The following is a 24,716-nucleotide window of genomic DNA, read 5'->3' as shown; positions in this document are numbered from 1 at the left end:
GGTAAGGAATCACCTGCAAAAGCGATTGCGTCAAGCATGCTCACGGAAAACAGGCCACTTTTCTCATCTTCTCCGGCGGGTATCCGCTATGTGTGCGTCCATGACCGTGCTGGTGTGCATATGGCTTTGCGTGCGGCGGGGCTGGCGGAGTATGGTGGTTGCATTGGCCTGCTCTCCCCCCCCGGTGCGGTGGCATACATGGGGGTAGGCTGGTGGCATGCCCTGATGAACGATGCCGCAGAATCGGCCCGGCAGCCTTTTGTGCACGTGCTCGATTGTGACAGTAGTCCTGCAGGTGCGCTCATGGCGTTGCGTTGTGGCCAGCAAACTGCCATTCTGCGCCCGCAAAACCCACAATATGAGACAATCCGGGCCTTGTATGCACAGGAAAAAGCGACACTTCTGCCACAACGCCCGCCATCATTTAACCTTATCATGCCGTTAAGTGCCATATCGTCTCTTGTCGGGTATTTCACCCACGGTTATTGCCAACACCAGCATCCGGAAAATAATGTGCCGGACACAAGGCAAAAGAAGGACTGTTCCCCATGACGCTTACCCCGAAGGTTAAGGCTATTCTCAATCAGTATGAGAGCGATAACCCCGGTACAAAGACGAATCTGGCCCGCCTGCTCAATGCTGGCAAGCTGGGTGGAACCGGCAAAATGGTCATTCTGCCGGTGGATCAGGGGTTTGAGCATGGTCCTGCCCGCTCTTTCGCAGCCAATCCGGCCGCCTATGACCCGCACTACCACTTCCAGCTTGCGATCGAAGCCGGGCTGAGCGGCTATGCAGCGCCTCTGGGCATGCTCGAATGTGGGGCCGCAACCTTTGCGGGTGAAATTCCGCTTATTCTCAAGTGCAACAGTTCCAACAGCCTTGCGACCGAAAAAGATCAGGCCGTTACCGGCACCGTAGCGGATGCGCTGCGTCTGGGTTGTGCGGGCATTGGTTTTACCATTTACCCCGGCTCCGAATACTGCTTCGACCAGATGGAAGAACTGCGTGAACTGGCGGCAGAAGCCAAGTCCGTGGGTCTGGCCGTGATCGCATGGAGCTACCCGCGTGGCCCCGTGCTGGACAAAAAAGCCGAAACAGCCGTGGACGTATGCGCCTATGCCGCACATATGGCCGCCCTGTGTGGTGCCCACATCATCAAGGTCAAACCCCCGACCGACGTTGTGGCACTGGATGCCTGCAAGCCTGTGTACGAAAAGAACAAGGTTGATGTGGCAACGCTTGCCGCGCGCATTAACCATGTTGTGCAGTCCAGCTTTGCCGGTCGCCGGATTGTCATCTTCTCTGGTGGTGAACACACCGGCACGGACAACCTGCTGGCCACCATTCAGGGTATTCATGATGGTGGCGGCTTTGGCTCCATTATCGGTCGTAACGTGTTCCAGCGCCCCAAGGCAGAAGCGCTGGCCCTGCTCGACCAGATTATCACCATCTTCAAGAGCTGAGCCTAACAGATGCGCATCGTGCGGAAAGGATAGTCGCAGTGTCGGAACTTTATCTTGTTACGCCTGCACTCTTGCACGCCGATGCGTTTTTGCCTGTGCTGGAGCAGCGTCTGGCCAACCACCAGCCCGCAGCATTGCTGCTGCGTCTGGCGGATGGCATAGCCCCTGCTGCCGCCATAGCCCTGATCGGGGCTATTCGCCCGCTTGTGCAGCATGAGGGCATTGCCCTTATGCTGGAAGACGCACCCGAACTGGCTGTGCAGACCGGGTGCGATGGGGTGCATCTCTCCCAGTCCTATACTGCGGCCAGTGTGCGCGACGTACGACGCCAGATTGGTGATGAACTGCAACTTGGTGTGGCCGTAGGCAGCAGCCGCGACGGCGCCATGCGCGCGGGGGAAGAAGGGGCGGATTACGTCTGCTTTGCTCCGGATGCCGCGCAGAGTGCAGAGGCCACACAGGCCGTTCTGGCTCTTGCCCAGTGGTGGTGCATGATGATGGAATTGCCCGCCGTAGCCTGCGCCGCAACCCCCGAAGACGTCCGTGCACTGGCCGGGTGTGATACGGATTTTGTCATGCCCGATACCAACTGGTGGGATGACCCTTCCCCGTGGGTTTTTTAACTCCAGCTATCCAGTAGCCCCGCGCCGTATGGGCCAAATCCCTTAAGGGGTGTTAGGGCGCACAGCCGCCTGTTCCGCGGGTGGCAGAACCAGCGTGTGCGTAAAATACAGAACACCGTTGGATTGTGGAATCCCCATGACCCAGAGCGGGCTGCTTTGCCCATGGGGTGGGCCAACCATGACCTGCTCTGTTTGTGTGTCCAGCCAGATGGGCAGCGCCTGCCCGTTCAGGGTGGGGAGCAGCAGGCTATGGCCCGGTGCGGCAGCAAGGGCTGCACGCAAGGCCTTGTGGGGCCATTTTCCGGTGACAATTGTATAGCCTAGCAAGGCGCGTACCCTGCTGGTGCTGGCTGGGTCCAGAAGCTGGCCACCAGTTTGCGCGTTATAGGTTTCCAGCGCCGTATTGGGCAGGGCGAACACCGTAAAAGGCCCCGCCTGCTGCAAGGTCGGGAACAGGCCGGTCCTGTCCAGCAGATGCGTGTAGTCGGCCAGCTCTATGGAACTGCGCAGGGTGTCGGACAGGGGGCGGTCGCAGAATGCGGGCGTTTGCGGGTTGCCGTAGGCAACGGCACTATCAATTGGATTGTTCTGCCCGGACTTGCCACTGCGCCCCTGTGTATAGGTGCGTGTGCCCGAAACTGTTGGCATCATATACGCGCAGGTAGAGATTGGCGTTGTGTATGTGTCCTGCCGCGCGGGGCTCTGCGCGCAGCCACCCAGCAGGAACATGCCTGCCAGCATAAGTGCCGGGGGAGCCACAAACCCACGCCAGCGGTGTTGTGCGCGGCGTGGGGTGTGGTGACGCAAAGGAGCCTCATCCCGGGTAGTCGTGGTGTTGAACGGTAAGGGCAGGAGGCTCAGCATGATGCGTGTGGTCTAGCAGCCGTCGCCCCGCATTGTCCAACTGATGACAAGGCCTTTTACGAGTTCAAAGTTGGTCTGGCAGCTATAGGTGTAAGCGGTGCCCATACCGCCGCCCCAGCCGCCATAACCCCAACCACCGTAGCCCCAGCCACCATAGCCGCCCCAGCCGCCACCCCAACCGGGGCCATACCCCCAGCCACCGCCCATGGGCATGGAGGTGTAGTCGGTCTCCTGCGTGATGTAGGCAAGAAAAGTGTGATCCCCCGTGGTGAACTGGCGCGTAGGCACGCCAAAGGTGCGGATAACATCCACGGTTGGCCGCCCGATCATGGAATCGAGCTTGCGTCGTTCCTCCGCGCTGGGAACCTGGCAGGCGGCAAGGGCTAGAAGCCCGATCAGTAAAAATTTGTTTGCGTATGTCATGGCACCGACTTGCCCCTTGGTGGAATACGCCTGCGGTGTGCGTCGTACGAGTGGAAGATAAGCAAAAAACACCTGTTAAGGCTAAATGTTGCAGACTAATCCTGTATCCACAAGACATCCTGTATCTGGCGGGCTCTACTGGCCAGCATAACCAGCCGGTCAAAGCCCAGCGCAATGCCTGAACAGGGGGGCATGTGGGGCAGGGCGTGGAGGAGTTTTTCGTCCATCGGCCAGGTGGGGCGGGTAGGGTAAAGCTGCTGGCGTTCGGCCCTGTCATGGGTAAAACGCTGGCGCTGCTCTACAGGGTCTGTCAGTTCCTCAAACGCATTGGCCAGTTCCATGCCTGCGGCGTAAAGCTCAAACCGCAGGGCCACGCGCGGGTCCGTTGGGTCCTTGCGTGCCAGTGCGGCCTGGCTTGCTGGCCAGTGCGTTAAAAACGTGGGGCGGGTCTGGCCAATGGCGGGTTCGATTCGCTCCAGCAACAAGCGGAAAAACAGGTCTTCCCAGTGTTCACCATCGCGCAGGGTGCAGCCTGCCGCATGGGCCAGTGCTTGCGCATTACCTTGGGTTGGAAGCAGGTCCACACCAGCATGGTGGCGGAATGCCTCTTCCATGCTCAGTCGTTCAAAGGGCTGGCTCAGGTCCAGCGTGCAGGCGTTGCGGTGCACAACAGGGGGCAGAACGGCTTTGAGCAGGGCTTCTGTCTCGTCCATCAGGCCGCTCAGGGGCATGCCGGGCTGGTACCATTCCAGCATGGTGAACTCGGGGGCATGGGTGCCGCTGGCCTCACCATTGCGCCAGACACGGGCAAACTGGAACAGCGGCAGCCCGGTGGCGGCGATAATCCGCTTCATGGCGAATTCGGGGCTGGTGTGCAAAAACAGCGGTTGGCGCTGGCCGTCGGGTGTTTCCCGCTCGGTCTGGAAGGGGAGCAGATGCACCTCTTCCCCCGGCACGGGCACGGCGCAGGGGGTTTCCACCTCCACGCAGCCACGGGATTCCAAAAACGCGCGCACACCCCGCATGGTCAGGTTGCGGCGGATTAAAAATGGCAGCCGGTCGCGAATACGCTCGGGGTCCGGGCCACCAAAGGACAGATGAGATGTTGCAGACACAGACATGGGCAGAGTAGAGCCGGTACATGTCTTCCCCGGTCAAGCCCCCTTTTGCGACCAGCCGAACGCTGCGCACCCCAGATGAACTGATTGCCGCCGGTATGGCTACGCCCGCGCAAAAAGCGGACCTGCAAGCCATAGCCCGGCAGTATGCCACGGCCATACCGCCCGCTTTTGCGGAGCTGATGCACAGCCTGGACGACCCGATTGGCGTGCAGGTTGTGCCCACCATGCAAGAACTGGTGGTCACGCCGGAAGAGCGCTCTGACCCGATCGGAGATGATGCGCTCTCCCCCGTGCCCGGTATTGTGCACCGCTACGCGGACCGCGCCTTGCTTAAGCCCTTGCTGGTATGCCCGTTATACTGCCGGTTCTGCTTCCGGCGGGAGCATGTGGGGCCAGATGGCGGTGTGCTGGATGATGAAGCCCTGAGCCGCGCGCTGGACTGGCTACGCACGCATGAGCAGATCCGCGAGGTTATTCTGACCGGGGGGGACCCGCTCATGCTCTCGCCCCGGCGGTTGGGGGAGATTGTGCAGGCCCTTTCCGGCATGGCGCATGTAACCATCATCCGGGTGCATACGCGCGTGCCAGTAGCCGCACCCGAGCGTGTGACAGACGCATTGCTGGATGCGCTGGAAACGGACAAAGCCATGTGGATCGCCGTACACATCAACCATGCGCGGGAAATGGCCCCACCCGCACGGAACAGCCTGCGCCGTATTGCCCGGCGGGGCATACCGCTGTTGGGGCAGTCGGTGCTGCTGCGTGGGGTGAATGACAGCGAGGAGGCACTGGAAGACCTGTTCCGCACCATGGTGGAAAACCGTATGCGGCCGTACTACCTGCACCAGCTCGACCCTGCGCCGGGTACGGCCCATTTTCATGTGCCGGTCGCACAGGGCCAGCGCCTGCTGGCTGGTCTGCGGGGGCGTGTTACGGGGCTTGCCTGGCCTATTTACGTGCTGGATATTCCCGGAGGCTACGGCAAGGTTCCTCTGGGGCCGGAGTATATTACGGGCGAGCGGCAGGTGCGTGACCCACAGGGCGGCACCCATAATCTGGACCGCCTGTAGGCGCTGCGGGGGAGGAGCTTACTCCCCTATCGCAGCCCCGCCGGGGTGGCGGTGGTCGGCCCCACCATAAAAACGGGCTGGTCCGTGGCTGTTCAGGCCGGGACCCCCTACCAGAATCCCTTCGGGAATGCCCCACGGCGCATGCAGGACAAAGCTGTACCCCTCCTGCTCCAGCGCTTGCTGCACCTGCGGGGTCAGGGCGTTTGCCTCAACCTCCACACTCTGTGGCATCCACTGTTCGTGCAGGCGGGGCAGGTCTATGGCCTGCTGGATGTTCAGCCCGTAATCCACAACGCCCAGAATAACAGAGAGTATAATGGTGGGAATGCGCGACCCACCGGGGCTGCCAATAACCATGAGCGGCCTGTTATCGCGCGAGATAATGGTCGGCGCCATGGAGGAAAGGGGCGTTTTGCCCGGTGCAATGGCATTGGCCGCACTGCCGGGAATGCCAAACATGTTCAGCGCCCCGGGTTTGATGGAAAAATCATCCATTTCATCATTCATGATGATCCCGGTGTCCCCTCCCATCACCTTGGCGCCAAACCAGCCGTTCAGCGTATAGGTGGTGGAAATGGCAAACCCGTTCTGGTCGATTACCGAAAACTGGGTGGTTTCGGGTTTTTCGGGCGAGGCAACACCTGCACGCAGGTCAGCGGAGGGAATGGCTCTGTTGGGGGGAATATGCGCGCGTATGCTGGCAATATAGGCCGGGTCCAGCAGGCTGCTGACCGGGTTATGAACAAAAGCCGGGTCGCCCAGATCCCGCCGGTCGGAATAGGCGTGGCGCATGGCCTCTATTTCACGCTGGAGAGCGGGGGCGGTGTGCAGGCCAAGGGCGTGCATGTCATACCCGGCCAGAATTTCCAGCATTTCGCACAGGGCAATGCCGCCTGCACTGGGGGGCGGAGCGGTTTCTACCAGTAACCCACGGTAGGTGCAGCTTATGGGGGGCAGTTCGCGCGGCTGGTAGTGTTCAAAATCTTTGGCCTGCAAAATGCCGCCATGGGCCTTGGACTGCTCCAGAATACTGGCGGCAATGGGCCCTTTGTAAAAGGCATCCGCCCCGTTCTGTGCGATCAGTTCGAGCGAGTGTGCCAGATTTTTCTGTACAAGCCTGTCACCGGGCTGGAAGGGGGAGCCATCGGGGCGCAGGAAAACCTTGCGGGCATAGGGGTCCTGCGCCAGCGCAGCGGTGGAGGTGTTCAGGAGCTGCACATCCCCTTCCCCCAGCACAAATCCATCGCGGGCGAGCTGAATGGCAGGGGCCATAACCACTGCTCGGGGCAGGTGGCCCCAGCGTTTATGCACGGCTTCCAGCCCGGCCACAGTGCCGGGCACGGCTACGGCCTTCCAGCCCAGAAGGGACAGGTCGGGGATAACATTGCCCTTACTGTCCAAAAACATATCCGGCGTGGCTGCCAGAGGGGCCTTTTCCCGGAAGTCGAAAAAAATCGCAGGCTTGCCCGGTGGGCGCAGCATCATAAACCCGCCACCACCCAGATTGCCCGCGGCAGGGTACACCACCGCCAGTGCATACCCCATGGCAACGGCAGCATCGGCAGCATTGCCCCCTTTGGCCAGAATGCGCGCCCCTACCTCTGATGCCAGCTTCTGGGCAGAAACCGCCATGCCGTGCTGCCCGGGTACGGGAGCAGCCACGGCTGCATTAGTCGGCACCGCTGCCCCGTAGGCCAAGGGGTCGGCCACCGGTGCCGCGTAGGCTGGCAGGGTGGCAAAGCCTGCGCTCAGGCAACAAACCACCTGCACCACATGGCGCGCAACACGGGAGAACAACGTGGTGGGGGTGGTTTGCATGGCGCTTATCCTTCGGTTGGGTAAGGGGGGCAGTCGTACCCTGCGGGGGAACGGGTAAATATTTCATACCCGGTCTGGGTTACGGCCAGCATATGCTCAAACTGTGCGGACAAGGAGCGGTCACGCGTTACGGCGGTCCACCCGTCTTCAAGAATTTTCACTTCGGGTTTGCCAATGTTAAGCATGGGCTCAATGGTAAATACCATACCGGCCTTCAGCTTCATGCCCTCGCCGGGGCGGCCGTAGTGCAGGATGTTGGGTTCGGCATGAAAAACCTGCCCGATCCCATGCCCGCAAAAATCTTCCACAATGGAGTAGCGGTGTTTTTCGGCGTGGCTCTGAATGGCGTAGCCAATATCGCCCAGAGTGGCACCGGGGCGTACAACCTCAATCCCGCGCATCAGGCTTTCATACGTGGTGGTGATCAGCTTGGCAGCTTTGATGGACACCTTGCCCACGGTGTACATGCGGCTTGTATCCCCGAACCAGCCGTTAAGCTTGGGGGTGACGTCGATATTGACAATATCGCCCTCAATCAGTGGCCGGTCACCCGGAATGCCGTGGCACACAACATGATTGACCGAAATACAGCACGACTTGGGGTAGCCACGGTAGTTCAGCGGGCCGGGGGTGGCGCCATGCTCAAGCGTGTAGGCATGAATAATGCGGTCCAGTTCGCCCGTGGTTACGCCGGGTTTGACGTAAGGCGTAATCATGTCCAGCGTTGCTGCGGCCAGCTGGCCTGCCGCCCGCAGGTGCTTGAAGTCTTCTTCGGTATGGAGAACGATTCCGCCTCTGCCCGCCATTCTGCACTTCCTCATCGTTGTTGGTGCTTTTGAGAAAGCAGCAAGATGAAGAGTGCAGGCCACAAAGGCAACCCGCTTTGGTTATAACGGGCTGCCTAAATGGCCATAAAATGTTCAGGTCCGGTTATGGGCGGTTGTGTGGCGCACCATGCTGCGGCGGATGGTGGGCGTGGCAATGGTATGGACCTTGGCCCCAATAACCGCAGTATGGCGGCCATGGCTGACATTGGTAATAGCCGCGTGGTGGCGGCGGGTTGCAGGTGCTTCCGCCACTTCAAGTGGTGCGTGCCTGTGGTTGGCGGCGGCCATGATCAGCGCGCCACGGCGGCTGCGGTGGCGCTGGCTGCTGGTGGCCTGTGCTACAAGAAGCGGGCGGGCAACAGGAGCTACGCCTTCGGCATCAAAGCCGTGGTCCAACTGGTTGGCCATGACCAGCGAGCGCTGGGTGTTGCTGGATGCCCCCATAACCACACCAACCAGCCGCACATTGTCACGCAGAGCGGAGGTCACAAGGTTACGCCCGGCTTCCTGCGTGTATCCCGTCTTCATGCCGTCTGCCCCGGCATAGACCTTGAGCATGGGGTTATGGTTGGGGATGTAGCGGCCATGGAAGCGGAAGGACGGGGTGGCAAAGTAATGGTAATATTCGGGAAAATCGGCAATCAGGCGGCGGCCGAGGGTGGCCAGATCCCGCGCGGTTGTCATCTGGTCAGGGTCGGGCAGGCCGGATGCGTTGCGGAACAGGGTCTTGGACATACCCATGGCGTGGGCCTGCTGGGTCATCATGGCGGCAAACTGGGGTTCGCTCCCGCCCCCGATCAGCTCACCCAGAGCACAGGCGGCATCGTTGGCGGATTTGGTGACCAGCGCAAGCACAGCCTGTTCAACCGTCAGGTGTGTGCCGGGAACTAGCCCGAGTTTGGAAGGTTCCATGGTGGACGCATGGATGGAAACCGGCACGGACTGGGTCAGGGAGATAGCCCCGGCACGCAGTGCGTTGAAGGTCATGTACAGCGTCATCAGCTTTGTCAGGCTGGCCGGGTAGCGCCGCAGGTCCGGATCGGTCTGGGAGAGCACGGTCCCGGTATTGGCATCCATGACAATGGAACTGATCTGTCCGGCATACTGCGCACGGGCCTGACTGGCCGTAGTAAATGCAGCAAGGGTTACACCAGCAAGCAGACCTGCCCATTTACGCAAACGGAGGGTTTTTGTGCTGCCCGATGTTAGTCTGTTGTGTTCCGTTATCTGCCGTAACGCCGGTTTGTCTGCCACTGCTACCCCCACCTGTGCCTTATGGAGCACTATTCCGCCTACTGTCAGGAATCGCAAGAGCATGGCGGCAAAAAACTGGAACTCTGGCGCATGGAATCCAACATAAGCTGTTCCCGCGTCTGTTCTGCCATGTTGTGCCCATGTGTGGCATAAATATGGCGCGCTGGTTCCATATTGGGCACGCACACCAGCTATTCTGTCGTTCCGCTCTCTTTTATTGTACTTTGGCTTTGCCAATATGGTGGTAAGGAACACCACTCGTTTTTCACCCTGCCTCGGGAGTTTGGTTGCCATGGCCTCGTTTCATCTTCCTGTTCTGCATACAGGCAACGGGCCGTCGCGGCGTGATGGAGGCATGGATTCGGACCGGGATGATGTGGAAATTGGCGTGGTTGTGCGGGCCAAACCCAAAACCCGCAAACCCGCCATGTACAAAGTGCTCATGCTGAACGATGACTACACTCCCATGGAGTTTGTGGTGTACGTCCTTGAACGCTTTTTTCAGAAGAATCGTGAAGAAGCGACAGACATCATGCTCAACGTCCACCGCAAGGGTGTGGGTGTCTGTGGTGTGTTTACGTATGAGGTGGCGGAGACCAAGGTTTCTCAGGTCATGGATCTGGCGCGCCAGAACCAGCACCCCTTGCAGTGCACCATAGAAAAAGACTGATACTAGAACCTCTGCCGTTTTCCTGAACACAGTTTGGCTGCCAGCCGCGCTCTGCGGTGTTTGGCGTGTGCGCAAGCCCGTGGTCGGTGGGGTGTCAGCCCTGCTTCTGGCCTGCAAATGCCGCTTTGCAGGCAGAACACGCATATTTTTGCGATTGAGCGCTTGGGTAAAAAGCGCGCAAAACCAGCATTCTTGCCAGAGATGAGAACGAAAAATGCGTGAACATGCGTTTTTTGCGTGGTTATGACTCGCATTTCTTGCCGAAGCAGCCAAATATGTTTGCAGGGCACCCGATCATGGTCCCGAGGTTGTTTTGCCGTGGTCGGAAAGTCCGGGGAAAGGAGCGTCTCGTCATGTTGTCACGCAATCTTGAGCAGACGCTGCATCGGGCGCTTATTCTGGCCGGAGAACGGCATCATGAATATGCCACGCTAGAGCATCTGCTTCTTGCCCTGGTTGATGATGCGGATGCCGTAACGGTGTTCCGCGCCTGTGGGGTTGATCTGGACCGGTTGCGGACAGACCTGACAGGCTTCCTCGACAAGGACCTTGCCGGTCTGGCGTCTGAGCGCCCGACCGAACCCAAACCAACAGCCGCGTTCCAGCGTGTTATCCAGCGCGCCGCCATTCATGTGCAGTCCACCGGACGCGATGAGGTGACAGGCGCTAACGTGCTGGTCGCCCTGTTTGCCGAGCGTGAAAGCCACGCCGTGTACTTCCTGCAACTGCAGGACATGACACGTCTGGACGCAGTGAACTTTCTCTCCCACGGGATTGCCAAAGCCCCCGACCGCGCCACCCGGCGCCCGGTTGCAGGCAGCAATACCGGTGCGGAAAAAGGGGAAGAACCCGAACGGGCCGAAACCAAGGCACAGAAAAGCCAGGATGCGCTGTCTACCTACTGCGTCAATCTGAACGACAAGGCGCTGGCCGGTAAGGTTGACCCACTGATCGGGCGGGATACCGAAATTGAACGCACAATCCAGATTCTGTGCCGCCGTACCAAAAACAACCCGCTATATGTAGGCGATCCCGGTGTAGGCAAAACCGCCATTGCGGAAGGGCTTGCCCGCCGGATTGTGGAAGGCAGCGTGCCTGAAGTGCTGCTGAAATCTACCATCTATTCGCTGGATATGGGCGCATTGCTGGCAGGCACCCGCTACCGCGGTGATTTTGAGGAACGCCTCAAAGCCGTTGTGACGGAGCTGGATCAGGACCCGCACGCCATTCTGTTTATTGATGAAATCCATACCGTTATCGGTGCGGGTGCAACATCGGGCGGGGCCATGGATGCGTCCAACCTGCTCAAACCCGCTCTGGCGGCTGGCACGCTGCGGTGCATTGGTTCGACCACCTACAAGGAGTTTCGCCAGCACTTTGAAAAAGATCGTGCTCTTGTAAGGCGGTTCCAGAAGATTGATGTGCCTGAACCCAGCATTGATGATGCGGTCAAGATCCTGCGCGGCCTGAAAGGCAGCTACGAAAAGCACCACAAGGTCCGCTACACGGAAGAGGCTATTCGTGGGGCTGTGGAACTTTCCGCACGTTATATTCATGACCGTAAATTGCCCGATAAGGCGATTGACGTGATTGATGAGGTCGGGGCTTCGCGCATGCTCCAGCCTGAAGGCCGCCGCCGCAAGACGGTCAACCTGAAGGATGTGGAAGACATTATCGCCCGTATTGCCCGCATTCCGCCCAAAAGCATTTCTGCTGATGACAAGGAAGTGCTGCGTTCTCTGGAGCGTGACCTCAAGGGCATGGTATTCGGGCAGGATCAGGCGATTGATGCACTTTCCGCCGCCATCAAACTGGCGCGTGCTGGCCTGCGTGATCCGGAAAAGCCGATTGGCAACTATCTGTTCTCCGGCCCCACAGGGGTTGGTAAAACGGAAGTGGCCCGCCAGCTTGCCAACGCGCTGGGTATTGAGCTGATCCGCTTTGATATGTCCGAATACATGGAGCGGCATTCCATCTCCCGCCTGCTGGGTGCGCCTCCGGGGTATGTCGGGTTTGATCAGGGTGGCCTGCTGACCGATTCCATCGACCAGCACCCCCATGCCGTGCTGCTGCTGGATGAGATCGAAAAAGCCCATCCCGACCTGTACAACGTGCTGCTACAGGTTATGGATAACGGCCGCCTGACGGACCATAACGGCAAAACGGTCGATTTCAGGAATGTTATCCTGATCATGACCACCAACGCCGGTGCGTCCGACATGAGCAAGGAGGCCGTAGGCTTTGGTCGCAAGGTGCGTGAAGGCGAGGATGAAGAGGCCATCAAGCGCTTGTTCACCCCCGAGTTCCGTAACCGGCTGGATGCGGTTATTCCTTTCGCACATCTGACGCAGGAAATTGTCGGGCAGGTTGTTGAAAAGTTCGTGCTGCAGCTTGAAGCACAGTTGGCTGACCGGCACGTGACCATTGAACTGTCTTCGGCAGCCAAGGAGTGGCTGGCAGAAAAAGGGTATGACCGCCTGTATGGTGCCCGTCCGCTGGGTCGGGTTATTCAGGAATCCATCAAAAAACCTCTGGCCGAGGAGCTGCTGTTCGGGCGTCTGGCCAAAGGGGGTGCCGTTAAAATCGGCCTCAAGAATGGTGAACTGGCGTTTGATATTGTGGAGAGCAATGCCAACGCTGCCTCCAGCTCTGGCGAGGATGAACGCGGGAGCGAAAAGGAAGAGGAAGCCGCAGACTAACTTTTGCGCGCACTGTGAAAAACATATTTGGCTGGCCAGTTTTTCTGGCCAGCCATTTTTTGTTCAGTCGTATTTTGTGCCGTTGACAATAACGTAGCCCGGAATGCCCCATGAGCGGCCAGTGCCACGGTGTGTCCAGTCCACACCCTGCTGGCGTGCTGAATCATAATAATACCGGCCCACCACTTCGACCTTGTCGCCCTTGGCGACCCATGGCCAGGCGGGGGTGTGCATTTCGTCCAGGTTGGTCACGATGCGGATGGAAATATTGGGTGCAACCGTTATGTAAAAATAGCCATGTCGGCCGCTACGGGTTTGTCTGGCGGTTTTGGAAAGAGTTAGAACAGTCCCGCAAATATGCACTGCGGCATCGGCTTTTGGCCCACCGTTTTCAAACGCCTGCTGTTTGCTCAGAAAATCCTGATTATCGCATGTGGCAGACACGGAGGCAGGCAGGTTGGTATTTGCATGTCTGTGCCGGGCCTGTGCCGGGGTGTTCAGGGTAGGCAGGGCCAGCCCGGCGCATAGGGCCAGCAGGGACATGCGGCGTGTAAAGTGGAACATGGGAATCCTTGTACGGGGTCAGCAGGTTTTTCTGGCTGTGTTCATGACCGGGCGGTAACCTTGTGTCAAATGCACGTGATAGGGATGGAACAGGCTTATAATCAGGAGTTTACAGACCTTAATAATTTCGGCAGAACAGGGGGATACAGTATATTCTGCTGTTGTTTTGGCGAAAATGGTTGTGTGTCCCATGCGCCACATTGTTTCGATACCGGATTGAAAGACATATCCCGCATGCAAGACGATATTCTAAAACTTGCTTACGAAGTCTCTCAGATGACGCGGGAAAAAATTCATCTGATTGCTTCAGTCATGAACGAAGCCAAGTTTCTTGCCATCAACACACGCATTGAAGCCGCGCGGGTAGGGCAGGCCGGTGCGGCCTTTGGCCTGCTGGCAGACGAAATGGGGCGTATTTCCACCCGTATTGTTGGCATTGCCTCCGAACTGCGCAGTGCAACGGACAGCAGCACCGAGCGCCTGCTACAGGCTGGGAACGATCTGCTTTTGCGCGGCAAGGGGGAACGTATGACCGACCTGGCCCTGAATGTTGTGGATCTGATTGACCGTAATCTGTACGAACGCTCGTGCGACGTAAGGTGGTGGGCAACCGATAGTGCCGTTGTGCAGGCGCTGGAAAGTGCAACCCCCCAAGCGTACCAGTATGCTGCAGAGCGTCTGGCAACAATTTTAAAATCCTATACTGTTTATCTTGATCTTTTTATTGTTGACCCCAGAGGCAAGGTGGTGGCCTGTGGCCGCCCGCAGACACACCGTTCTCTGGAAGGGAGCGATATGTCGGGCGAGGCATGGTTCGCAAAAGCCATGCGCACGCAAAGTGGGGAGGAATACGCGGTAGCAGACGTTAACCGTGTGCAGGCACTCAATAACGAACAGGCCGCCATTTACAGCACCGCCATCCGAGCGGGTGGGGATGCGCGCGGGCAGGTTCTGGGTGTGCTCGGCATTGCGTTTGACTGGGCACCGCAGGCCGAAGCCATTGTAAACGGTGTGCGCCTGTCTGATGTGGAACGGGGGCAGACGCGCGTTATGCTGGTAGATGCCCACAAGCGTATTATTGCATCGTCTAACGGTAGTGGTGTGTCGGGCGATTATTACAAGTTCACACCGCAGGCGGAGCGTGGCTACTACGTAAGCGGGGATAAGCTGATCGCTTATGCCCACACGCCGGGGTATGAAACCTATAAAGGCCTTGGCTGGTATGGGGTTTTGGAAACCAGCCTGTAAAACAAAAGCTATTTAAGCAGGGTTTGCCTGTTCCCCAGAGGGGCTTCCCCCCATTGCAGCGTATGCTGCAATGGGGGAGGTGTTTCAGGGTTTTTCCTGCAACAGGCGTGTGCGGTAGTCATCAAGCTGGCGCATGACGTCGGGGTTGGGCTGTGGGGTAACCTGCCGCAAATTGTGCAAGGCCCGGATAATGGTGCCAATAACCACAAGACGTGCATACCATTTGTGGTTGGCAGGCACGATAATCCACGGGGCATGTGCGCGCGCGGTCTGGGCAATGGCATCCTGGTAAGCAGTTGCGTAATCATCCCAGTACTCGCGCTCATGCAGGTCCGAGGGAGAGAATTTCCAGCGTTTTTCAGGAATATCCAGCCGGGCCAGCAGGCGTTCGCGCTGTTCCTCGCGTGAGATGTTCAGGAAGAATTTGAGCACAATTGTGCCCTGCCTGCTCAGGTAGTGTTCAAGGTGGCGGATGTCGCTGTAGCGGCCATCCCAGAATTCGGGGGTGTTGAGTGCCCCGGGAACATGCCCGTTTTTAAGCAGGTCAGGGTGGACGCGGCTGACCAGAACATCCTCATACTGGCTGCGATTAAAAATAACGATGCGCCCTGCCTGCGGTGCAGCAGCATGGATACGCCATAAAAAACCATGCAGCAGATCGGTCGGGCCAGGCTGCTTGAAGGAGGTTACGGCAACGCCTTGCGGGTTCACGCCGGACATGACGTGCTTGATCGTGCCATCCTTACCAGCGGCATCCATGCCTTGCAGAATGATCAGGAGCGAGTGGGTCTGGTTGGCGTACAGAAGTTCCTGAAGGTCCTGTAGCAGACCCTTGACCTGCCTGAGCAGTTTTTTGCCCGTGTCCTTGTCCAGTCCCAGATGCCCATCATCATCGGGGTTGTGGTCGCCCAGCCGGAACTGGCTGCCGTCCGTGACCTTGTAGCTGTCGAGTGCATTCAAAAAACGGGAGAGGGTGTTCATGGACAGGTGTCCTGAAAATTGAGCAATATGTGTCGGATGCATAGAATTACAGACAACAGTTGTGCTGGCAATCTTGCCAAAAAAGGAAGTGTTTCTCATATCTTGGGGGATGGTATTCGCAAACACGCCCCAACTCGCCCCTGCTGTTATGGATAACGGCCTTTCGCTGGCAGGTATGCTGCTGGTGGCAACGCCTATGCTTGGGGGGACCGCGTTTGGGCAATCCCTTATTTACATGTGCAGCCATACGCCAGATGGAGGGGCCATGGGGCTTGTTATCAACAAGCGCCTGCCCCGCCCCGATTTTGATGATCTGCTGGAGCAGTTGCACATTACCCCTGTTCCCCCGGTGCGCCGGATTGGCCTGTGCGCTGGCGGCCCGGTGGAGGAGGGGCATGGCCTTGTTCTGCATTCTGGGGAGTGGAGTGGTCAGGACAGCCTGCGTATTACCGAGAATGTGACACTCACCTCCAGCATGGATGTGCTGCAGGACATAGCTCAGGGGGGAGGCCCGCAGGATGCCCTACTGGCCATGGGGCATGCGGGCTGGTCAGCGGGGCAGCTTGAGCAGGAAATTTTTCAACACGATGCATGGATGGTGGTGCCCGCCACGCGTGAGCTGATTTTTGGCATGGACCATACCGTTAAGTGGCGGCGGGCTCTGGCGTCCATCAACATTGACCCAGCCCGTTTGAGCGGGCAGGCGGGCCATGCCTGAGCGCACGCGCTCAACACTCATACCCGGGTCACGATGTGGCGGCAGGCCGGTTGCTTAGTAAGGATCGACCCGTGTGGTTTCGGTCGGTTTTCTGGCCCAGCGCCAGGCACTTATGCCTTGCCGGGCCAGTTCGCGGTGCATGATCATGATCGGCCATTGGCCAGACCCCTTGTAATGGCCCATGCCATCGGGGGCGGACAGGCGTTTGGCCAGTGCTTCCACCAGTGTAACCGAGCGGTGCCGGCCACCTGAGCAGCCAATGGCGATGGTGGCGTATTTTTTGCCTTCCTGCACAAAGCGCGGCAGCACAAGCTGGAGCATGGTGTGGATCTGGTTCAGAAAAGGCAGGTAGTCCGGGTCGTGGGTTACGTAGGCTGCAACATCCCCATCCAGTCCGGTTTTGGGGGCCAGTTCGGCTACGTAATGCGGGTTCCGCAGGAAGCGGGCATCAAACACAATATCCGCCTCCCGTGGCAGGCCTGCGGGGTAGGCAAAGGACATAAGGGTAACAGTCAGCCCCTCGCTTGCACCACCAACCCATGGGCTAAACCGGCTTTCCACAAACTGCCGCAGGTCTGGTGGGGGCATATCGGTGGTGTCGATCACCAGATCGGCTGCAGCGCGCAGGGGGGCGGTCAGGGCGACTTCGGCCTCTATACCTTCCTTTATGCTGCTATGGGGGGCTAGCGGATGCCGCCGCCGGGTGGCGGTATAGCGGCGGAGGAGCACACTTTCGTCCGCTGTGGCGTAAATCAGCTCCACGCGTAGGTGGGGGTTAACCCGCAGGCGGGCCAGAGCCGCCAGCACGGCAGAGGCATCAAACCCTCTTGTGCGGGAATCGACCCCTATGGCCACAGGCCGTTCTGCGCGGGCTACAATATCGTCCAGCATGCCAAGTGGCGGGTTGTCGATCACCTCGTGGTCAAGGTCTTCCAGAATCCGCAGGATGGAAGACTTGCCCGCCCCGGACAGACCAGACACCAGCAGAATGCGGCGCGGAACCGACGTATCATCCGCCATGTGCATGGCCGGCTCTTCCTTTTTATTGTCCGAACAGAGGCATGCTCCCACCGGGCCGTTGGTGGCCTCTGGCGCGCAATTCGGATGCGGCGCGAGTTTAAAGCAGTTTTATGCGGAAAGAGAAGGCATTCTGCTCAGACCAGCTATACCGGATGTTAAGGAATGAGGCCAACCGACCCAAGGTGGTGCATTTGTTACGAAAGGGAAAATTGCGGTTCCCGCGCGGCTGCCTTACATCATCATTCCGTGATGAAAGATAAAACCCTGACACGGACCCCACGTTCCGTCGCCAGTCGTCCGCGTGTCGTGCAAACGGCGGGTGGCTTTGAGCTTGCCGGGCTGCATGCCCCCCAGTTCCGGGGGGTGGACCTTGCCGACCAGTGCCGGGCAGCCTTTGAAGAAGCCGTAACCTTGCTGGAGCCGCATGATCTGACATTGCGCGACGTTAGCCGCATTGTCTGCCATATTGCGGATGCGGATGAGTTTCCTGCCAGTTTTCCGGTTTTTCGCCAGTTTTTTCCTACCACATCACCGGGCATGACCATGATGTGGCTTAAGGATGCTCCCTCTTCGGTGCCAAAAATCACGGTTGATCTGATCATCAACGTGCCGGAAGAGGAAGATATGGACGTGGCGGCAGGGTTCTGACGCCCCATAACGCCATACCCCGCCACGTCTAGCGTGGCGGCAGGCTCAGCACGCGGGGCAGTTCGATAATGAACTGGGCTCCGCTTATGCCCCCCTTGTGGTCATGCAGGTTTTCCACAGCAATGCTGCCGTGTAGGGCCTCTATGATCTGGCGGCTGATGGACAGGCCAAGGCCGGAATGCTGGCCAAAGTTCTCGCTTTTGGGGCGTTCTGAATAAAAACGGTCAAAAATGGAATCCAGCTTGGCCTGGGGAATCCCCGGCCCCTGATCCGAGACGGAAATGCGGACCATTTTACCATTGGCCGCAGCATGCAGGGTAATCTGCCCATTGGGCGGAGAAAACGATATGGCATTGCCGATCAGGTTGCGCAGCACCTGCACCAGACGGTCTTCTACGGCCAGAGCAGTCAGCGGGTGCTCGGGGGTGTCATCCTGCACATCGGTCACCATAACCGGCTGCCCGTCCTGACGTGTGGCCTGATGAATTTCCGTTAGAACAGCCAGCAGCGGGCCAACCGCTACGGGGCGGGCCTTGGCGCGCGACATTTCCGCATCCAGTCGGCTGGCGTCGGAAATATCGGTAATCAGCCGGTCCAGCCTGCGCACGTCATCATTGATAATGGTCAGCAGGCGGCGCTGCTGGTTGAGGTCCTCTATGCGCAGCAGGGTTTCGATCGCGGAGCGGATGGAGGTCAGCGGGTTTTTGATCTCGTGGCTGACATCGGCCGCAAAGCGTTCAATGGCGTCCATACGCTTCCACAATGCCTGTGCGCTGGCCTGCAGGGCGCGGGCGACATCACCAATTTCGTCCCGTCGGGCCAGCAGGCGTGCGGGTACCGTGCCTGTGCGCCCCGTGGTGTCCCGCATGACCTGTGCTGAGGCCGCCAGCCGCAGCAAGGGCCTCGCAATGGTGAGCGAAAGATACCATGACAGCAGGACCGTCAGCACCAGTGCCAGAAAAAAGAGCGAGAGAATGGTCGAACGGATGGCAAACAGCGAGCGATCAACCTGCGAGGCCACGCGGGTCAGCTGGATTACGCCCACCGTCCAGCCATCGCGCATAACGGGTTCGGCCACCGTAATAATCAGCCTGCCACGGGATGTGCGGCGGATATAGGGCGGGGCTTCTGGCGGTGGGTGGTCTGTACCGTCAAGGCGCTGTGGGCGGTCCGGGCGGTCGGGAATATCTTCCTCATCGGTATTGAGGGTGACAATGCCCGGATTATGGCCAGACCACAGCCACGTTAAAAACCGCTCGTAAATGCCCGGCTGGTACGCGGGGGGGAAGGGAATGGTGTGGGAGCGGAAGTGGTGCGGCTCCGGTGGTGTGTCCAGCGTGTCGGCCACATCAATCAGGTTATCCGCGACCAGCCGGCCATCGGGGCCAAACAGGCGGGCATGGGCGTTGGGGCTGGGCTCGGTCAGGCGCTGGAGGAGGGGGCGGGCCAGTGCGGCTTCCAGCTCGTACCCACGGTCCTGTAGCTGGGCGGCGTGGGGGTGGGCGGCGCGTACGGCACTCTGCCCCAGTGCTCCGGCGTAAATGCGGGCCTGCTCGCGCAGGGCGGTCACCTCGGTCGCCAGCAGGCTGTTGCGGAACTGGTTAAGGAACAGCACCGTAAGCCCCAGCAAGGCCAGCGGCAGGATATTCACCAGCAGCACACGGCGCATGAGGGGGGAGATCAGCCGGGTGCGCGATGCCTGATAGGCTGCCGTGGCCTCCACCCCACCATTATGCGGGCGCTGGCCGGGTATGCGCAGGCTGCGCGCCTGTGCATACAGGTGCGCCAGCAGGGGGGGGCGGTTGGTCATGCCCTTGGGTCAGTCTTCCTTGTAGCGGTAGCCAATGCCGTACAGGGTTTCGATCTGGTTGAAATCATCATCCACCTGCCGGAATTTTTTGCGAACCCGCTTGATGTGGCTGTCAATGGTGCGGTCATCCACATACACGGTGTCTCCGTAGGCCGCATCAATCAGCTGATCGCGGGATTTGACCAGACCGGGGCGCTGCGCAAGGGTTTTGACCAGCAGGAACTCGGTTACGGTCAGGGGGACATCCTCCCCTTTCCATGTGCATTTGTGGCGCAGTTCATCAAGCGAGAGGTTGCCGCGTGTGAGCGCACCCCCACCTGTGGGGGCGCCATTGGCTTCCGCCCGGCTGACCTCGTTGCGGCGCAGCAGGGCGCGAATACGCTCCAGCAGCAGGCGCTGGGAGAAGGGCTTGGTAATATAGTCATCCGCCCCCAGCCGCAGGCCCATAAGCTGGTCCACTTCCTCATTTTTGGAGGACAGGAAAATAACGGGCAGGTTGGAGCGCGTGCGCAGGCGCTGCAACAGCTCCATGCCATCCATACGGGGCATTTTAATGTCCAGAATAGCCAGATCGACCGGGTAGGCCGTCAGCCCCTGCAATGCCGATTCGCCATCCGTATAGGTCCGGACGTTAAAACCCTCTGCTTCCAGGGTCATCTGAACCGATGTCAGAATATTGCGATCATCATCAACCAGCGCAATTGTCTGCTTGGTGCGCTCTGTCATCGTTTGTGTGTTCCTTTATCCCTTGCCATCAGCGCAAGCTGTTTAGCTTAGGCGCCGCAGGCTTCCAATGCCAAGAGGGGGAATGGCGTGATGCACGCTTTTTTCCGGCCAATGGCTGCCGTGCATAAAATCCTGCATTGCAGGGGGGCAACGGGTCTTGTCGGCTGGGGCGGTGTTGCCTACTTCTTGCTACATGACCCAAGATACAGAACCCACACAGGTCGAGACCCCGGTAGATCCGGCTCCGGCCGAACAGGCAGCCCCCCAGCAGGCAGGTGCTGCCGAGAATGCCGCCGATGCACACGTGCAGGACCTTGAACGCTCGGTTACGGAGTTCAAGGAAAAATGGCTGCGTGCTGAAGCCGAAAACCAGAACCTGATGGCCCGCGCCAAGCGCGACGTGGAAGATGCCCGCCAGTACGCGGTGCAGAAATTCGCGCGTGATGTGGTGGAAGCCGCCGAAAACCTGCGCCGCGCGCTGGACAGCCTGCCTGCCCAGACCGAGGGTGAGGACACGGTTGTGACCAAGATGCGCGAGGGGATTGAAAGTACGGAACGTTCCTTCCTGTCCATTCTGGAACGGCACGGGATCAAGAGCGACAACCCCGCTGGCAAGGCGTTTGACGCCAATTTGCATCAGGCCATGGCCGAACAGCCCAGCGCCGAGCATGCCCCCGGTACGGTCATGCAGGCATGGACACCAACATGGACGCTGCATGGTCGCCTGCTCAAGCCCGCCATGGTGGTTGTGGCCAAGGCTGGTGACGCCCAGTAACACTGCGTGGGAGGGAAGATAAAAAACCTTCCCGCAGAGTGGTTTTTCCTTCTTGAAAAAGGGAAAACCGCACCATACATCAGGTTGGTCATTCTGATTGCGCCCCGACTTTGGTCCGGGCTCAGTCGGTTACGATAAAAAAGGGCTTTGTCTGATGCTTCGGGTCGGATGAAGTCGCTAAAAGGAGCACGAAATTGAGCAAAGTCATTGGTATCGACCTCGGCACCACCAACTCCTGCGTGGCCGTGCGCGAAGGTAACGAAACAAAAGTCATCGAAAACAGCGAAGGCGCACGCACGACGCCGTCCATGGTCGCTTTCACCGAAGGTGGTGAAATGCTGGTCGGGCAGGCCGCCAAGCGTCAGGCTGTTACCAACCCCACCAACACCCTGTATGCCGTAAAGCGCCTGATCGGTCGCCGCTTTGATGATGCGACCGTCCAGAAGGACAAGGGCATGGTCCCTTACACCATTGTCAAAGGTGACAATGGTGACGCATGGGTTGAAGCCCGCGGCACAAACTACGCACCGTCCCAGATTTCTGCCTTCATTCTGGGCAAGATGAAGGAAACGGCGGAAGCATATCTGGGCGAAAAAGTGTCGCAGGCCGTTATTACGGTTCCCGCATACTTTAACGATGCCCAGCGTCAGGCAACCAAGGACGCAGGCCGTATTGCCGGTCTGGAAGTGCTGCGCATCATCAACGAACCCACCGCAGCAGCTCTGGCTTACGGGCTGGAAAAGAAGAGCGGCGGCACCGTGGCTGTGTATGACCTTGGTGGCGGCACGTTCGACGTTTCCGTGCTGGAAATTTCTGATGGCGTGATCGAAGTAAAATCCACCAACGGGGACACGTTCCTGGGTGGGGAAGACTTTGATAACCGTATCATCGGGTTCCTGGCCGACGAGTTCAAGCGCGAACAGGGCATCGACCTGCGCTCCGACAAGCTGGCCCTGCAGCGCCTGAAGGAAGCTGCAGAAAAAGCCAAGATCGAGCTGTCCTCCTCCAAGGAAACCGAAATCAACCTGCCGTTCATCACGGCCGATGCATCTGGTCCCAAGCACCTTGTGGTCAAGCTGACCCGCGCCAAGCTGGAAAGCCTTGTGGATGACCTGATCAGCCGCACGCTTGAACCTTGCAAAGCCGCGCTGAAGGATGCCGGTCTGTCTGCTTCGGGGATTGATGAAGTTATTCTGGTCGGCGGTATGACCCGCATGCCCAAGGTGATCGAAACGGTTAAGGAATTCTTTGGTAAGGACCCTGCCCGCAACGTGAACCCCGATGAAGTGGTTGCCATTGGTGCCGCCATTCAGGGTGCAGTGCTCAAGGGTGACGTCAAGGACGTTCTGCTGCTCGACGTAACCCCGCTGTCTCTGGGGATTGAAACGCTGGGTGGTGTGTTCACCCGCCTGATCGACCGCAACACGACCATCCCGACCAAAAAGAGCCAGGTGTTCTCCACGGCGGAAGACAATCAGGGCGCTGTGACCATTAAGGTCTATCAGGGCGAACGTGAAATGGCGGCTGACAACAAGCTGCTTGGCAACTTTGACCTGACCGGTATTCCCGCAGCACCGCGTGGCGTGCCCCAGATTGAAGTGACCTTTGACATTGACGCCAACGGCATTGTGTCCGTTTCCGCCAAGGACAAGGCCACCGGTAAGGAACAGCAGATCAAGATCCAGGCATCTGGTGGTCTGTCTGACAATGACATCGAAAAGATGGTCAAGGACGCAGAAGCCAACGCAGCAGCCGACAAGGCCAAGCGCGAGCAGGTGGAAGCCCGCAACAGTGCGGAATCCCTTGTGCATCAGGTCGAAAAGTCTCTGTCTGAAGTGGGTGACAAGGTTCCTGCTGCGGACAAGACCGAAGCCGAAGGTGCCATTGCCGCCGTTAAGTCCGCTCTGGAAGGCACGGATGTTGAAGCTCTCAAGAGTGCAACGGAACGCCTGACACAGGCCGCCATGAAGGTGGGTGAAGCCGCCTACAAGGCAGGTCAGGAAGCCGAGGGCGCTGAAGCCGGTGCCGCTGGTGCCAAGGCAGACGAAAAAGACATCGTTGACGCCGACTTTGAAGACGTGAACGAAAACAAGAAGTCCTGATCGGACGCATGCAGCCCGTGAGGCCATGTGACAAGCATGGCCTCAATGCATTATCTTTCCGGCGTCCGTGCTTTTTATAAGGCGGACGCCGTTTTACATTTTACATTCTGGACAGATGCTGTGCTCATGCAAGAGGCAGCCCCAAGAGGACTTTCATGGCTACTCAGCTTGATTACTACGAAATTCTTGAGGTAACCCGCACGGCCTCTGCCGAGGAAATTAAAAAATCCTATCGCAAGATGGCCATGAAGTTTCATCCCGACCGGAACCCGGGGGATGATGCAGCGGAAGCCAAGTTCAAGGAAATCAATCAGGCTTACGATGTGCTCAAGGACGAGCAGAAGCGCGCCGCCTACGACCGCTTCGGCCATGCAGCGTTTGAAGGGGGTGGGGCTGGCCCCGGCGGGTTCGACTTTAACGGATTTGGTGGCGGCGGTCTGGGCGATATTTTTGAGCAGATGTTCGGGGACATGATGGGCCGCCGTGGTGGGCAGGCCCGGAGTGGGAACGACATCCAGACCCATGTTGAAATCACGCTCGAAGAAGCATTTGCAGGCGTTGAAAAGGACGTGCGGGTTATTACCCGTGTTGCCTGTGATACCTGCCATGGCACCGGTTCCAACAGTGGTGCCGCCGGGGTGGAAACCTGCCCAAGCTGCCACGGGGCGGGCAAGGTGCGTGCCCAGCAGGGCTTTTTTGTGGTGGAACGGGCCTGCCCGACCTGCCATGGCGCGGGCCGCGTGGTCAAGGACCCCTGCAAAGCCTGCCGTGGGGAAGGAACTGTGGAGCAGGAACGCACCATAAAGGTGCAGATCCCCGCAGGTGTTGAGGACGGAACCCGCATCCGCCTGACAGGGGAGGGAGAAGCCGGTGGCAATGGTGTGCCGCCGGGTGACCTGTATGTGCATGTTTCCGTTTCCGAGCACTCCATCTTCCAGCGTGATGGTGCCAACGTGTATTGCCGCGTGCCCCTGCGTATGGCGCAGGCCGCTCTGGGGACCGAAATAGAAGTGCCGGTTATTGATGGTAGCCGCACCATTGTTAAAATCCCGGCAGGCACACAGACCGGCGCGCATTTCCGCCTGCGGGGCAAGGGCTTCTCGGTCCTGCGGTCCAGTGCGCGGGGGGATATGTATATTCAGGTCACGGTGGAAACACCGCAGGTGCTGACCAAGCGCCAGCGTGAACTGCTTGAAGAATTTGAGAAAGAAGCGGGCGAGGACATCAAACACAGCCCCGAGCACACAGGCTTCTTCCGCCGCGTGCGTGATTTTTTTGAAGGATCGGAATAA

The 24,716-nt window shown here is 58.9% G+C and carries 23 protein-coding genes; 12 read left to right on the top strand and 11 right to left on the bottom strand.

What is annotated here, in order from left to right:
• Positions 1–36 precede the first annotated feature (36 nt).
• Genes ACSYTG_RS11240 through ACSYTG_RS11230 form a run of 3 tightly spaced genes read left to right on the top strand, consistent with a single transcriptional unit; the run spans position 37 to position 2,086 of the window.
• On the top strand, positions 37–552 hold the full coding sequence (locus ACSYTG_RS11240) for a hypothetical protein (RefSeq protein WP_489783186.1): 516 nt from the start codon (positions 37–39) through the stop codon (positions 550–552).
• A complete protein-coding gene (locus ACSYTG_RS11235) occupies positions 549–1,463 on the top strand; it encodes a class I fructose-bisphosphate aldolase (RefSeq protein WP_086638149.1) in 915 nt (304 codons plus the stop codon). Before ACSYTG_RS11240 ends, ACSYTG_RS11235 begins: the two co-directional genes overlap by 4 nt.
• Positions 1,464–1,501: 38 nt before the next feature.
• Positions 1,502–2,086 (top strand): thiamine phosphate synthase, encoded by a 585-nt coding sequence (locus ACSYTG_RS11230; protein WP_415420981.1) that lies wholly within the window; start codon positions 1,502–1,504, stop codon positions 2,084–2,086.
• 42 nt (positions 2,087–2,128) lie between these two features.
• Here the strand turns inward: ACSYTG_RS11230 and ACSYTG_RS11225 are convergent, their stop codons facing one another.
• The 3 genes from ACSYTG_RS11225 to epmA all read right to left on the bottom strand — a co-directional run bounded on the left by ACSYTG_RS11225 (position 2,129) and on the right by epmA (position 4,494).
• On the bottom strand, positions 2,129–2,950 hold the full coding sequence (locus ACSYTG_RS11225) for a fasciclin domain-containing protein (RefSeq protein WP_489783187.1): 822 nt from the start codon (positions 2,948–2,950) through the stop codon (positions 2,129–2,131).
• A gap of 12 nt (positions 2,951–2,962) precedes the next feature.
• The gene (locus tag ACSYTG_RS11220) at positions 2,963–3,373 is read right to left on the bottom strand and encodes a hypothetical protein (protein WP_489783188.1); all 411 of its coding nucleotides are present in this window, start codon (positions 3,371–3,373) and stop codon (positions 2,963–2,965) included.
• Positions 3,374–3,468: 95 nt separating this feature from the next.
• Positions 3,469–4,494, bottom strand: a complete 1,026-nt coding sequence (epmA, locus tag ACSYTG_RS11215; protein WP_489783189.1) for an EF-P lysine aminoacylase EpmA — start codon at positions 4,492–4,494, stop codon at positions 3,469–3,471.
• Positions 4,495–4,514: 20 nt separating this feature from the next.
• Between epmA and ACSYTG_RS11210 the strand changes: the two genes are divergently transcribed.
• Positions 4,515–5,564 carry a lysine-2,3-aminomutase-like protein gene (locus ACSYTG_RS11210; RefSeq protein WP_489783190.1) on the top strand — a complete coding sequence of 350 codons (1,050 nt, stop codon included), beginning with the start codon at positions 4,515–4,517 and terminating at the stop codon, positions 5,562–5,564.
• Between the two features lie 18 nt (positions 5,565–5,582).
• Here the strand turns inward: ACSYTG_RS11210 and ggt are convergent, their stop codons facing one another.
• From ggt to ACSYTG_RS11195, 3 genes are all read right to left on the bottom strand, one after another.
• Positions 5,583–7,382 (bottom strand): gamma-glutamyltransferase, encoded by a 1,800-nt coding sequence (gene ggt, locus ACSYTG_RS11205; protein WP_489783191.1) that lies wholly within the window; start codon positions 7,380–7,382, stop codon positions 5,583–5,585.
• 5 nt (positions 7,383–7,387) lie between these two features.
• Positions 7,388–8,188: a type I methionyl aminopeptidase gene (gene map, locus ACSYTG_RS11200; RefSeq protein WP_086646330.1), complete on the bottom strand. Its 801-nt coding sequence runs from the start codon at positions 8,186–8,188 to the stop codon at positions 7,388–7,390.
• Positions 8,189–8,302: 114 nt separating this feature from the next.
• The gene (locus ACSYTG_RS11195) at positions 8,303–9,463 is read right to left on the bottom strand and encodes a D-alanyl-D-alanine carboxypeptidase family protein (RefSeq protein ID WP_489783192.1); all 1,161 of its coding nucleotides are present in this window, start codon (positions 9,461–9,463) and stop codon (positions 8,303–8,305) included.
• Positions 9,464–9,755: 292 nt separating this feature from the next.
• Here ACSYTG_RS11195 and clpS point away from each other — a divergent pair, with 292 nt between their 5' ends.
• Positions 9,756–10,133, top strand: a complete 378-nt coding sequence (gene clpS / locus ACSYTG_RS11190; RefSeq protein ID WP_086646328.1) for an ATP-dependent Clp protease adapter ClpS — start codon at positions 9,756–9,758, stop codon at positions 10,131–10,133.
• A gap of 353 nt (positions 10,134–10,486) precedes the next feature.
• Positions 10,487–12,832: an ATP-dependent Clp protease ATP-binding subunit ClpA gene (gene clpA / locus ACSYTG_RS11185; protein WP_086646327.1), complete on the top strand. Its 2,346-nt coding sequence runs from the start codon at positions 10,487–10,489 to the stop codon at positions 12,830–12,832.
• 63 nt (positions 12,833–12,895) lie between these two features.
• On the opposite strand, the gene ACSYTG_RS11180 is transcribed toward clpA, so the two are convergent.
• Entirely contained in the window at positions 12,896–13,396 is a 501-nt protein-coding gene (locus ACSYTG_RS11180) for a hypothetical protein (RefSeq protein ID WP_489783193.1), read from the bottom strand.
• Between the two features lie 234 nt (positions 13,397–13,630).
• Between ACSYTG_RS11180 and ACSYTG_RS11175 the strand changes: the two genes are divergently transcribed.
• Positions 13,631–14,644, top strand: a complete 1,014-nt coding sequence (locus tag ACSYTG_RS11175; protein WP_086646325.1) for a cache domain-containing protein — start codon at positions 13,631–13,633, stop codon at positions 14,642–14,644.
• 84 nt (positions 14,645–14,728) lie between these two features.
• Here the strand turns inward: ACSYTG_RS11175 and ACSYTG_RS11170 are convergent, their stop codons facing one another.
• Positions 14,729–15,625, bottom strand: coding sequence for a polyphosphate kinase 2 family protein (locus tag ACSYTG_RS11170; RefSeq protein ID WP_086646324.1), 897 nt, complete (start codon positions 15,623–15,625; stop codon positions 14,729–14,731).
• 109 nt (positions 15,626–15,734) lie between these two features.
• Here ACSYTG_RS11170 and ACSYTG_RS11165 point away from each other — a divergent pair, with 109 nt between their 5' ends.
• Positions 15,735–16,343 (top strand): YqgE/AlgH family protein, encoded by a 609-nt coding sequence (locus tag ACSYTG_RS11165; RefSeq protein WP_086646323.1) that lies wholly within the window; start codon positions 15,735–15,737, stop codon positions 16,341–16,343.
• Between the two features lie 54 nt (positions 16,344–16,397).
• Here ACSYTG_RS11165 and rapZ read toward each other — a convergent pair whose 3' ends face one another.
• A complete protein-coding gene (rapZ, locus tag ACSYTG_RS11160) occupies positions 16,398–17,369 on the bottom strand; it encodes an RNase adapter RapZ (protein ID WP_489783194.1) in 972 nt (323 codons plus the stop codon).
• Positions 17,370–17,612: 243 nt separating this feature from the next.
• On the opposite strand from rapZ, the gene ACSYTG_RS11155 reads away from it, so the two are divergent.
• On the top strand, positions 17,613–18,011 hold the full coding sequence (locus ACSYTG_RS11155; RefSeq protein WP_086646321.1) for a RidA family protein: 399 nt from the start codon (positions 17,613–17,615) through the stop codon (positions 18,009–18,011).
• A 28-nt stretch (positions 18,012–18,039) separates the two neighbouring features.
• On the opposite strand, the gene ACSYTG_RS11150 is transcribed toward ACSYTG_RS11155, so the two are convergent.
• Both ACSYTG_RS11150 and ACSYTG_RS11145 read right to left on the bottom strand, forming a co-directional pair.
• Positions 18,040–19,821, bottom strand: a complete 1,782-nt coding sequence (locus tag ACSYTG_RS11150; protein ID WP_489783195.1) for an ATP-binding protein — start codon at positions 19,819–19,821, stop codon at positions 18,040–18,042.
• A gap of 9 nt (positions 19,822–19,830) precedes the next feature.
• Positions 19,831–20,547 carry a response regulator transcription factor gene (locus tag ACSYTG_RS11145; protein WP_086646319.1) on the bottom strand — a complete coding sequence of 239 codons (717 nt, stop codon included), beginning with the start codon at positions 20,545–20,547 and terminating at the stop codon, positions 19,831–19,833.
• Between the two features lie 193 nt (positions 20,548–20,740).
• On the opposite strand from ACSYTG_RS11145, the gene ACSYTG_RS11140 reads away from it, so the two are divergent.
• The 3 genes from ACSYTG_RS11140 (at position 20,741) to dnaJ (ending at position 24,716) form a co-directional block, all read left to right on the top strand.
• Positions 20,741–21,322: a nucleotide exchange factor GrpE gene (locus ACSYTG_RS11140; protein ID WP_489783196.1), complete on the top strand. Its 582-nt coding sequence runs from the start codon at positions 20,741–20,743 to the stop codon at positions 21,320–21,322.
• Positions 21,323–21,516: 194 nt separating this feature from the next.
• Entirely contained in the window at positions 21,517–23,424 is a 1,908-nt protein-coding gene (gene dnaK / locus ACSYTG_RS11135) for a molecular chaperone DnaK (protein WP_275177212.1), read from the top strand.
• A gap of 155 nt (positions 23,425–23,579) precedes the next feature.
• A complete protein-coding gene (gene dnaJ, locus ACSYTG_RS11130) occupies positions 23,580–24,716 on the top strand; it encodes a molecular chaperone DnaJ (RefSeq protein ID WP_095349637.1) in 1,137 nt (378 codons plus the stop codon).

The sequence above is a fragment of the Acetobacter sp. ESL1128 genome (genome assembly GCF_058505085.1).
This window is presented reverse-complemented; position numbering and strand designations above follow the sequence as displayed.

Bases quoted from the DNA above. Each gene is read 5' to 3' on its own strand.
- ACSYTG_RS11240 (WP_489783186.1), top strand. From the start codon at position 37: ATGCTCACGGAAAACAGGCCACTTTTCTCATCTTCTCCGGCGGGTATC.
- ACSYTG_RS11235 (WP_086638149.1), top strand. From the start codon at position 549: ATGACGCTTACCCCGAAGGTTAAGGCTATTCTCAATCAGTATGAGAGC.
- ACSYTG_RS11225 (WP_489783187.1), bottom strand. From the start codon at position 2,950: ATGCTGAGCCTCCTGCCCTTACCGTTCAACACCACGACTACCCGGGAT.
- ACSYTG_RS11220 (WP_489783188.1), bottom strand. From the start codon at position 3,373: ATGACATACGCAAACAAATTTTTACTGATCGGGCTTCTAGCCCTTGCC.
- epmA (WP_489783189.1), bottom strand. From the start codon at position 4,494: ATGTCTGTGTCTGCAACATCTCATCTGTCCTTTGGTGGCCCGGACCCC.
- ACSYTG_RS11210 (WP_489783190.1), top strand. From the start codon at position 4,515: ATGTCTTCCCCGGTCAAGCCCCCTTTTGCGACCAGCCGAACGCTGCGC.
- ggt (WP_489783191.1), bottom strand. From the start codon at position 7,382: ATGCAAACCACCCCCACCACGTTGTTCTCCCGTGTTGCGCGCCATGTG.
- map (WP_086646330.1), bottom strand. From the start codon at position 8,188: ATGGCGGGCAGAGGCGGAATCGTTCTCCATACCGAAGAAGACTTCAAG.
- clpS (WP_086646328.1), top strand. From the start codon at position 9,756: ATGGCCTCGTTTCATCTTCCTGTTCTGCATACAGGCAACGGGCCGTCG.
- clpA (WP_086646327.1), top strand. From the start codon at position 10,487: ATGTTGTCACGCAATCTTGAGCAGACGCTGCATCGGGCGCTTATTCTG.
- ACSYTG_RS11180 (WP_489783193.1), bottom strand. From the start codon at position 13,396: ATGTTCCACTTTACACGCCGCATGTCCCTGCTGGCCCTATGCGCCGGG.
- ACSYTG_RS11175 (WP_086646325.1), top strand. From the start codon at position 13,631: ATGCAAGACGATATTCTAAAACTTGCTTACGAAGTCTCTCAGATGACG.
- ACSYTG_RS11170 (WP_086646324.1), bottom strand. From the start codon at position 15,625: ATGAACACCCTCTCCCGTTTTTTGAATGCACTCGACAGCTACAAGGTC.
- ACSYTG_RS11165 (WP_086646323.1), top strand. From the start codon at position 15,735: ATGGTATTCGCAAACACGCCCCAACTCGCCCCTGCTGTTATGGATAAC.
- rapZ (WP_489783194.1), bottom strand. From the start codon at position 17,369: ATGCACATGGCGGATGATACGTCGGTTCCGCGCCGCATTCTGCTGGTG.
- ACSYTG_RS11155 (WP_086646321.1), top strand. From the start codon at position 17,613: ATGAAAGATAAAACCCTGACACGGACCCCACGTTCCGTCGCCAGTCGT.
- ACSYTG_RS11150 (WP_489783195.1), bottom strand. From the start codon at position 19,821: ATGACCAACCGCCCCCCCCTGCTGGCGCACCTGTATGCACAGGCGCGC.
- ACSYTG_RS11145 (WP_086646319.1), bottom strand. From the start codon at position 20,547: ATGACAGAGCGCACCAAGCAGACAATTGCGCTGGTTGATGATGATCGC.
- ACSYTG_RS11140 (WP_489783196.1), top strand. From the start codon at position 20,741: ATGACCCAAGATACAGAACCCACACAGGTCGAGACCCCGGTAGATCCG.
- dnaJ (WP_095349637.1), top strand. From the start codon at position 23,580: ATGGCTACTCAGCTTGATTACTACGAAATTCTTGAGGTAACCCGCACG.